At 52.9% G+C, this 8,821-nt stretch carries 9 protein-coding genes; 1 reads left to right on the top strand and 8 read right to left on the bottom strand.

Annotated features, from left to right (window positions below; all coding sequences use genetic code 11):
* Positions 1-109 (top strand): IS3 family transposase (locus tag C3451_RS23735; RefSeq protein WP_131023897.1); only part of this gene is annotated, 109 nt, incomplete at its 5' end.
* 15 nt (positions 110-124) lie between these two features.
* Here C3451_RS23735 and C3451_RS23730 read toward each other — a convergent pair.
* The 8 genes from C3451_RS23730 to C3451_RS23695 all read right to left on the bottom strand — a co-directional run.
* The gene (locus tag C3451_RS23730) at positions 125-1,663 is read right to left on the bottom strand and encodes a NosD domain-containing protein (RefSeq protein ID WP_124304486.1); all 1,539 of its coding nucleotides are present in this window, start codon (positions 1,661-1,663) and stop codon (positions 125-127) included.
* Positions 1,664-1,721: 58 nt separating this feature from the next.
* Positions 1,722-4,199, bottom strand: a complete 2,478-nt coding sequence (locus tag C3451_RS23725; protein WP_038416173.1) for a host specificity factor TipJ family phage tail protein — start codon at positions 4,197-4,199, stop codon at positions 1,722-1,724.
* A complete protein-coding gene (locus C3451_RS23720; protein WP_045621603.1) occupies positions 4,186-4,578 on the bottom strand; it encodes an NlpC/P60 family protein in 393 nt (130 codons plus the stop codon). The genes C3451_RS23725 and C3451_RS23720 overlap by 14 nt, the downstream gene beginning before the upstream one ends.
* 9 nt (positions 4,579-4,587) lie before the next feature.
* Entirely contained in the window at positions 4,588-5,058 is a 471-nt protein-coding gene (locus C3451_RS23715) for a hypothetical protein (RefSeq protein WP_045621600.1), read from the bottom strand.
* Positions 5,058-5,555, bottom strand: coding sequence for a hypothetical protein (locus C3451_RS23710; RefSeq protein ID WP_013097709.1), 498 nt, complete (start codon positions 5,553-5,555; stop codon positions 5,058-5,060). Before C3451_RS23710 ends, C3451_RS23715 begins: the two co-directional genes overlap by 1 nt.
* A gap of 41 nt (positions 5,556-5,596) precedes the next feature.
* Positions 5,597-5,824, bottom strand: a complete 228-nt coding sequence (locus C3451_RS23705) for a hypothetical protein (protein ID WP_045621599.1) — start codon at positions 5,822-5,824, stop codon at positions 5,597-5,599.
* 10 nt (positions 5,825-5,834) lie between these two features.
* A complete protein-coding gene (locus C3451_RS23700; protein WP_269808162.1) occupies positions 5,835-8,705 on the bottom strand; it encodes a tape measure protein in 2,871 nt (956 codons plus the stop codon).
* Positions 8,706-8,712: 7 nt separating this feature from the next.
* The coding region (locus C3451_RS23695; protein WP_131023897.1) for an IS3 family transposase at positions 8,713-8,821 on the bottom strand (109 nt) is incomplete at its 5' end.

Raw genomic sequence — 8,821 nt, 5'->3', positions numbered from 1 at the left:
TGATTACATCGAAATGTTTTATAACAGTAAGCGTCGGCATGGTTCCAGCGATCAGATGTCACCGACAGAATATGAAAACCAGTATTATCAACGGCTAGGAAGTGTCTAGATTATCCGTGGCGATTCAAACATCGGCAAAAGTCTGATTCTGATACTCAGGGGTTGAGTTTGACGGGTTGTAATACCGGATGCCTGTAAAGCAGGCCTCAATATTGTTATTTGAAATGATGATGCGGCCACAAGACCTGTCTCCGATAAACACTCCATCGTTACATTGGTGAATCTGATTTCCGGTTATAATCATGCCGAAGCAGTTCTGGTGGTCAATTGCGTTATTCGGGAAACCGCGCACAATATTATCAGTGGTGCTCAGGTGGATCTGGGCAGATGCTGATATCCCCTGGCAGTCTGCTGTCGTACCTGAAGCGGAAACAACAATGTTGTTACGCATGGTATTAAAGTAACCTTGAGATGTTCCTATGGTATTTCTCATTAGGATTCCCCAAGCGCAATTGGTGCAAATGTTCCCCTCCATAACAGCATGTTCGTTCTCGTTGAACCAGATACTGCAACGGTAGTTGCCTGTTCCTAAAAGACCGCAAGAGTCTGTCTGGTTATTCCTGGCAACAACTCGCGAGGCGGTGCTGTATATCGCGGTTAGCCCAGTATTGGTTACTTTACAGCTCTCAACAATAGTACCTGTTGCGGTAGATTCTACATTAATACCAAGAACTTTAGAGTTGCCCCCCTCAATACGTATTCGTCGTATAGTGTGGTCTGCGTTGCGCACGCGCACAACATTGAAAGACGCAGCGACATCAGTAACGACAAGAACCATATTCTGAAAAATTATGGAGTTGCTGTTGTTGATTGTGCATTCCCCGGTTACATTAAATGTAGCTCCGAGACCATCAAATATGGCGTTTTGTGACACAGCGGCTGCCGCCGCCGCATTAATGGCTGTATGTGCTGTAGGGGTAGTGGCATCAACCCTCGGTAGCGCTCCGAACATATACGGTGATATATAACCGACGTTTACCCGCACCCATGCAGCGCCACCGCTAGTTTTGATGATTGTCCCGTTGTTGTCAGCGTACGACGATCCTGACATTACGGCCCGGAACTGACCACCACCATAGCCGGTATTTGCGGTGTGCTCCCGTAGGGTGATGCGTTGCTTGTCATAGGATGGCTCTATAGTTCGAAGCGTAGCAATGTCTGGACACTCACCAATTAACTTCTCGCCATCCATCGCGGCCAGTGCTGCACGAAGAGAGGCATCACCAACGCCAAGCCAGGACCCAGGCGCAATACCACCAGTGCTGGCAGGGGTAGAGTTTTCCGGAACAACTTTCGGGCCGGACGCAAACGTACCAGTCCATTTGTAATATTCGCCGTCGGCGGTATTCAGCAGCACCTCATTAGGGTTGTTGATAGTCGCGCCGGTGGTGAATGTTTTCCCGGTAAGGATAACGTAACCGAAGGCGGCCATTGCCTGCTGGGAAAGATAGTTGATGCCCTCAATGGTGTAGTGCTTCTGACCAAAGCGATCGGTATAGGTCCACCCCATAGAGGTAACAACCTCGTCGATTTTTCCTATGTTGAATTTGAAATCGAACGGAGATTCGCTCGGTACTGGCAGGTTAGTAGGTGTAGTAGCCATATTGATTCCATAAAAAAACCCGGCGCGGTGGCCGGGTCTGGTTGGTCGGGGACGGTTCTTATTGGTAGATGGCGTCGCTGTATTCCGCGACGGTAAGAGATACCGTGTTATCGGTGTTCGGTTTGATGCTGTTAACCGTCCATAGCTGACTGTCCAGCTCCTCAACCGTCGCAATGAGATAGCGCGATGGGAGCTGTACAGTGTCTCCGTTCCATATGTTGAGCTGAATATCGGGTATTGCTGCAGTGAAGCCGTACTTCGTGTCACCGCGGGCCGTCGCCGGATAGCGCAGAGTCGGATTACCCAGGCTGTCGGTCACCAGCACGTACATCGAACCTGTGAAGGTGATCGGCTCGCTGGTATCGAAGTCATTCACGGATCGGCCGGTGACGTAACCACCCTGCTGGTTGCTGTCGTAAATGTCCGGCATCTGAATGACGCTTCCGACCTGGATAATGCCATCTTCGAACACTTTGGCGTTCATCTTCACCCGGGAGTAGATCAGGCGTTTCGTTTCACGTAGTGCGCGTTCCCGCGCCTGGTACTCATTACGGAAACCGACTATCTCCAGCTTGTTAGGGTTCTCAGCTTCCTGCTCGACGATGGCGCCGTTCAGCACGCGGTAGTTGATGTACGTCTTGTTGTTCGTGGTCGGGTGAACATAGGACACCTGCACGCCGTCATAACCGCCTGGAAGAGTAGCTTCGTACGTCATTTTGTACTCGTCAGTCTTCATGTTGGCCCGGTTGAATACTGCCGCCGGGTAGTCAACCTTCTGATCACGGGTAAACGTCATCACGCCGTCGTCCCAGTACGCCACAACCGACGCAGCATTACAGATCGCCTGTACGCGATCGCCAAGCGAGTCATTCTCATCATCGAACGTGTAATCGAAGTAGCCAAGACGCTCGTCAGGCAGGCTCTCAGCAATAGAGTACAGACCATACAGGTCAATGCTGCTTACCGGCTGTTCACCCATAATCAACCAGGTATGCGTCACCGCATCAGCGAACGAGCGCGACGGACGCAGCGTGTAATCCACCGTCTGCGTGTCCAGGTCGTACGTGATGGTGTGCCGCGTCACCAGCGCATTATATTTGCGCTCACGACTTCCCAGCGCATTCTCGGTCGCCCTCACCTTCACCCGCACCAGTGTGTCGGTAGGGTGAACGACGTTCGTACGGATGTTGATGCTGTGGATCTCCTCAACCTTCAGCAGAGAAGCGTCGCTGGAATTATCGGTGCGCTGGAAACTTACCGCGTATTTCCCGAATCCTCCGGTCGGAGTGATCTTGTCAGTGCGATAAAACACCTCACTCGTCGACTGGTGCGGCGTCGTCTGTCGGTACGTGAAGGTCTGTTGCGTTCCCGGTACCTGGTTGTAGTCGTCGTCAATTTTCCAGATGACCACCTTCCAGTTCGTCTCTTTCTTCCCGCCCAGGCTGGACTGGGTATGAAGCCACAGCTGCGTTGACTCGACCGGGGAAAAGAACGGCCCAACCACCAGCGCCTCGTTATCGTTGAGGACGAACTTCGTGGTGTTGATCGTGGCATTCGCCGGGATGTCCTGCGGACCCTCAAGCTGGTTCATCGTAAACGTGTACCAGCGCACCGGGTTCACCACTGCGCCATCGTTTGTTTCAACGGCGGAGATCAGAGTGCCGGAGAATGTCGCATCGGTAGTCACGGTGCCGGAGGCCGTGCTGTACGTCACGTTGATGGTGAAAGTCACCGCGTGCGGCAGCACCAGCCCCATGAAATAGTCAAACTCAGCCTGCTTGACGATTTTCATCGCTATCTGTCCGCCGGAATACGTTCCGCTGACCACTGTGTTTGCCGTTGCTGTTTCAATCGGGAAGTCGCTGGCTTCGTTCTGCCCGGGAACCTCCTGCCCGTCGACGTCATCGAACCCGTAACCTTCGACGATCTGAGGAATGACCTCTCCAGGCTGGAAGAACTGGAATTCGGCCCCAGCCAGAGAGCCCAGGCTGGATTCTGAGTAGCGCACCGACTCGTAATCGTATTTACCGATTCCGATGCACATCCACTCTGTAACGTACTTCAGGCCGCCGTCGGTAGACGTCTGGTGAACGTATTCGAATACAGACTCCTGAATCAGATCCGGGAACGAACGAATCTGGCCATAGATATCCGGCTTGGCCTTGTAAACGCGGGCGGTATTTGTCTGACCGGTCAGGCTATTGTTGGGCGAGTCGACGGTATTACCGCCGTTGTTTGCGATAGCGGGCTTCGGTGCCAGGAACGAAAACACCTGACCCACCACTTTAAAGATCGGGCTCAGGATATCGCCGACAATGCCTTTTGGTTGGTCGAATATCTGGATGTGGTCCAGCTCACTCAGTTCAAACGCCAGCTCATCATCGTCACCCAGCTTTACGCCGTTGCGGACGATAAGCAGATCGCGGTGAAAGGTAGCGTCATTGGCCGCCAGCCAGTCATAAAAAAGGGTGCCGTTTGGCACCCTGCAACGCAGCTTAGGCGTTCCTGGAAAGTTCGATATCTCAACCAGCGCCATACGAAAAGTACTCCACTTTGGTGAATGCCCGCTGAATGACCAGCAACGAGTCCATGCGCACGCTTCCATTCTCGCCGCGGGAGTGCAGCGCCTGCCTGTTCAGTACCAGACCAACATGCGCCGGTTGCGCGCCGCGATACCCCACGAATATCCCGCCCTCTACCGGTTTATCGACCTGGCGCCAAAAGACGACGTCGCCCTGATAGCAGGTGAAGAAGTCGGCCCCGGCTTCGTAGTCCGGCGTCTGGTGCAGCTCAATGCCGAGCACATGCCTGTAAAACAACACGCACAATCCCCAGCAGTCGACTTTCTCAAACGAGCAGGCCCGGTTAGCCCACGGCACACCAATGACCAGCCGAATAAATTCATCTTTAGTCATGAGCATGCCTTATAGGTACTGGAGTCCAGTGTATTCGCGGGGATCGTATAATTTTCCAATATTATTATTGAGCGGGTTGGTCACAGACAGAGTGACCGATGCGGCGTCGGCATCGATATCCACCGTCTTGACATAAAGCTGCCAGGATTTAATCGGCACAGACACATCTCCGCTGTCGAAGATCTGCCGCGTGGCCGTGATAGCTGTTAGCCGGGCCGCCCCCTTCCAATGCTTCATCAGCGCTTTGATGTCAGACGACAGCCGCCCTAATTTCACCGTCGCGTCGATTACCGGCGTACCGCTCTGCTGGCTCTCTTCGATTTCAAAACGCGCTGGCGTGTACGTCTTGCCGCCAAGCGTCTTCGGGAAGAACTGCTTGTCTACCAGGCGCACATAGCCAAAGGATGGATGGTAGAACGTGATGGTGTCGTACAGACCGCGCGTCGGGCGCTGCTGCTTATATTGACGAAAAGATGGCATCAGGGGATCCTCGGGAGACTTTCCGGATCACGCCCGTCCGGATAACCCGTAACCACGATATCCAGCCACGAATCCCAAGGCGGCGGAAGCTCAACAATGATGTCGTCGAACTCATCGTCGGCGTTATACAGATGGTTGGCAATTACGGTTCCTGTCCAGGTCACCACCCCGCCGTCGATACTGGTTTGCACCGGCATCTGCGTGAAGTGAAGCTCCTGCAATTGCAGGCCACTGCCGCCCAGATTGATATTCATCCGGAACCAGTTCAGGCCCCGGTTGAGATAGTTCGGGCTGCGCAGCCACTGCTGGAAAGCGCGCTCCTGCGCCAGAGTGAAGATCCACGTCAGTGACCAGGTCACTTTCAGGTCGTCGGTTTGATTCTCGAAGATTGCCGGGCCGACCGCTGGCTGATCGGTCTGGAACCCGGTATCAAGCGTCATGTTTTTGCTGGCCTTCTGCGCCAGCGGCAGCCAGTCGGGATAGTCGATAATTGGCATCTAAACTCCAGGCATTAAAAAACCCGCCGAAGCGGGTTTGATTAATCAACAAGCCGGGGCCCGGATGGTGCCTCGTAAATATTGATTTTTATGTCAACGATATCGCCATTATTGGTAAATTCCAGCTCTTCCCCAGCAGGCGTTATGCCCTTGATAGTTGATCCATCACTTAGAGTAAACACAAACTCTACCGCCCTGTTCGGGCGTATCCTGTGTGGTTTACCTATCTCAGTTGGTATTGACTGCACTTCGCCCGGCTCAATTACCACGTAAGTCTCCTTATCCCTGACCGTTCGGGGTTCTTTTCACGTTGAAATTACTGGTTATACCCTGACTTATCGGGCCACCATTGTTCAAATCCGCGATAATCGTAGTGAGGGTAATACTACCATCTGAATTCACTGTACCCTGAGAATCAACGGTAGCAGAGGTGTAATTCTGCACGATATTGTTGATTATTACACCACTTCCGCTCTGCATATCCTTATTGCTGATCACCCGACCGTTGTCGCCCGGTATCATGTACTGCTTACCGGTGCTGGCCTGGTAAATCTCAGGCATACCACCTTCACCGACCTGATACATTGAGCCTGATGTCACTGGCCCTCCGTTCTTCCTTGCCCCGGCAACAGCAAGTGTCTTCGACAATCCTACAGTGGAAGCTATACCTGCCATTGCAGGTATGGAGTTAGATCCGAAAGACGCCAGGCTCGCAAAAGCGGCGGCGGGAGCCCAGGCCGAAGCGAGAATTCCAGCTTGAGACACGCCAGCTGCCGTTGCTGCTGCTCCCAGGGTCTGACCGATAATGAAGTTTTTGAGAGCCTCTACCCCAACCTGGACTAGCGCATTTACCACGCTATTCAGCATCGTGTTACCGAGTGAGCGCATAGCATCCTGCGCTGACATCGTTCCGGTGATCAGCCCGGTTAACGCATTGGATGCATTACCTGAAAACGCATCCACCGCGCTTGTCAGCATGCTGTACCCCAGGCTCTGCTGGCTAAGAAGCTCCCATTGTGCAGCGGTTCTTTGCTGCTCATACTGCGTATCGGCAGCATTTTTAAGGGCTAATGCATTCTGGTGAGCTAATAACCCCTGCTGCTCGAACTGTTGGATAAGGGCCAGTTGCTGTGCGTGCTGATTAGCTAATTGCTGCACTGGATCAACCTGTGCAACTGCCTCTTGCTGTGGCGTCACCGCCTGCTGCGCGCGGATTTTTGCGAGGTTTGCCTGGTGTGTTGCTTCCAGTCGTTCAGATGTCTGATTGAACTGCTCCTGGCTTATTTTCTTCGCAGCCAGTGCGGTTTTCAGATCCTGAACATCCTGCTTATAGCTGGCGTTTTCACGCGCTTCTGGCAGGAGTTTCTCGGCTGCGGCCTGCGCTTTGAGTGCGTTGGCCGTATCCCATTTTGTAGCGGCGTACTGGCGGGCCTCTGCGATCTGGGCCAGAGTCGCGCCCTTCCCAAGAGATTGCTCGGCATTAAGCATGGCCTGCTCTCTGCTGAGTTCTTGAGTTGACCCAGCCGCCAGTTCTGCTTGCTGCTTCAGGTTTGCCAGCTTCTGAGCAACAGATTCAGCAGAAGACGCTGATTTTTTCCCCTGCTGCTCACTCTCTTGTTGAGCTTTTTTTCTGGCTTCTTCTGACTTCTCTAAATCATAATTTTCAGCAGCCAGCCTGCCAGCTGCAGAGATTTGATTCTGATTGTCAGTGACCTTGGCAGTCTGCATCCTGGCTTTGGCTATCGCCCGCTCTCTCTCGTCCTGAATTTTAAGTAATTCATTCTGCTCTTCCAGAGTAGCGATAACTTTATCGCCCTCCTTGGTCGCGGGAGATATCTGCAGCGCTTTGGGGTCGAAACTTTTTCCGGCCTGATTGGCTCGGTTTATTTCATCAGCTGTCTCTCCAAAGGCTTTCGCTACCGCGCCCTGAACCTGCTCGAGCGACCATGATTTTTCGATAAGCTGATCATGAACGCCCATCGCCGTAAGCATATTGTTCGTGAGTGTGCGGGTCGCCTCTGACGCGGTCTCTTCTGTTCGGGATAATTTATCCTTTGCTGCCTCAAGGTCACGCGTCTTGCGAGCCAGTTCGTCAGAAACCTCAGCTTGTTGGCGGGCGAAATCTGCACCTTGCCCCATGGACTCGGCAACCTTCTGCGCTGCCGGGGTAAAGTTCTGATACCGATCTCTCAACGAGTCAACTTCACTCTGCAGATCAGCGACAGCCTCTTTCTGAGCTCGAATAGAATTATTGGCATCTGCAATAGCCCCACGCAGCTGCGTGTTGGACATTGCACTCATGGCGGCGTTGAGCTTATCCAGGCCATCGGCGAAGGCGATAGCCTCATCTTTTGCCTGCTGGGCTTTCTGCCAGAAATAGAAGATCGCTCCGGCAGCAAGCATAGCCGCCCCCGCTGGACCACCTATAAGAGCAAGCGCACCACGAGCCATTCCGATACCAATGGACGCTGCACGAGCAGCTGTCGCTGCACGGGCCGACGCAGCAGCCTGGGCAGTTTCAGCCTCGGCAAGAGCAATAGATGCGGTAGTAGCCCTGGTTTTTGCGGCTACAAGGGCATCCATTGCCAGCATCTCTGCAGCGCTACCTTTTGCCACGTTATATTCAGCCTGTGCCAGGGCGAGTGACGAAAGTGCAGCCTCCTTATCAGCAAGAGCCTTACGCTGAACAGAATTAGCGGCCACCAAAGCAGCCTGTGCCATCTGATTGTCTGCTACAACCTGCTGACGGGATGCGGCGATATCAGCGATTTTCGCTGAGGTAGCCATGGTTAGCGCACCGACATACCTCGCACCCATTACGCCGGCAACAATTGTGAGCGTAGTGCTGAGAACGTCCAGGTTTTCACTCAGGGAAATGACTGAGTCACTGAATATTTTGACGCCAGTTTTTACAGTGGCATTCTCACCAAAGAACTTCGTTATGTTGTTGTTGGCAATTTCAAGAGACTGGCTGATCGTTGCAGTAGTTTTAGCGAACTCCTGTCCAATTTTATCGCCCTGGGAGAGCAATCCATTCACGATCACATCAGTGGTTAACTTACCCTCTGCAGCCATGTTTCTGAGAGCACCAATGCTGACATTCAGAGAGTCAGCAAGAGCAATCATGAGCCGGTTACCCTGAATCGCCACGGATAATCTAGACACTTCCTAGCCGTTGATAATACTGGTTTTCATATTCTGTCGGTGACATCTGATCGCTGGAACCATGCCGACGCTTACTGTTATAAAACATTTCGATGTAATCA

Origin of the sequence: Enterobacter sp. 301B (assembly GCF_003850715.1) — a bacterium.
Classification (GTDB): Bacteria; Pseudomonadota; Gammaproteobacteria; order Enterobacterales; family Enterobacteriaceae; genus Enterobacter; species Enterobacter intestinihominis.
The sequence above is the reverse complement of the archived record's forward strand: the minus strand, read 5'-3'. Positions and strand labels throughout refer to the sequence as shown.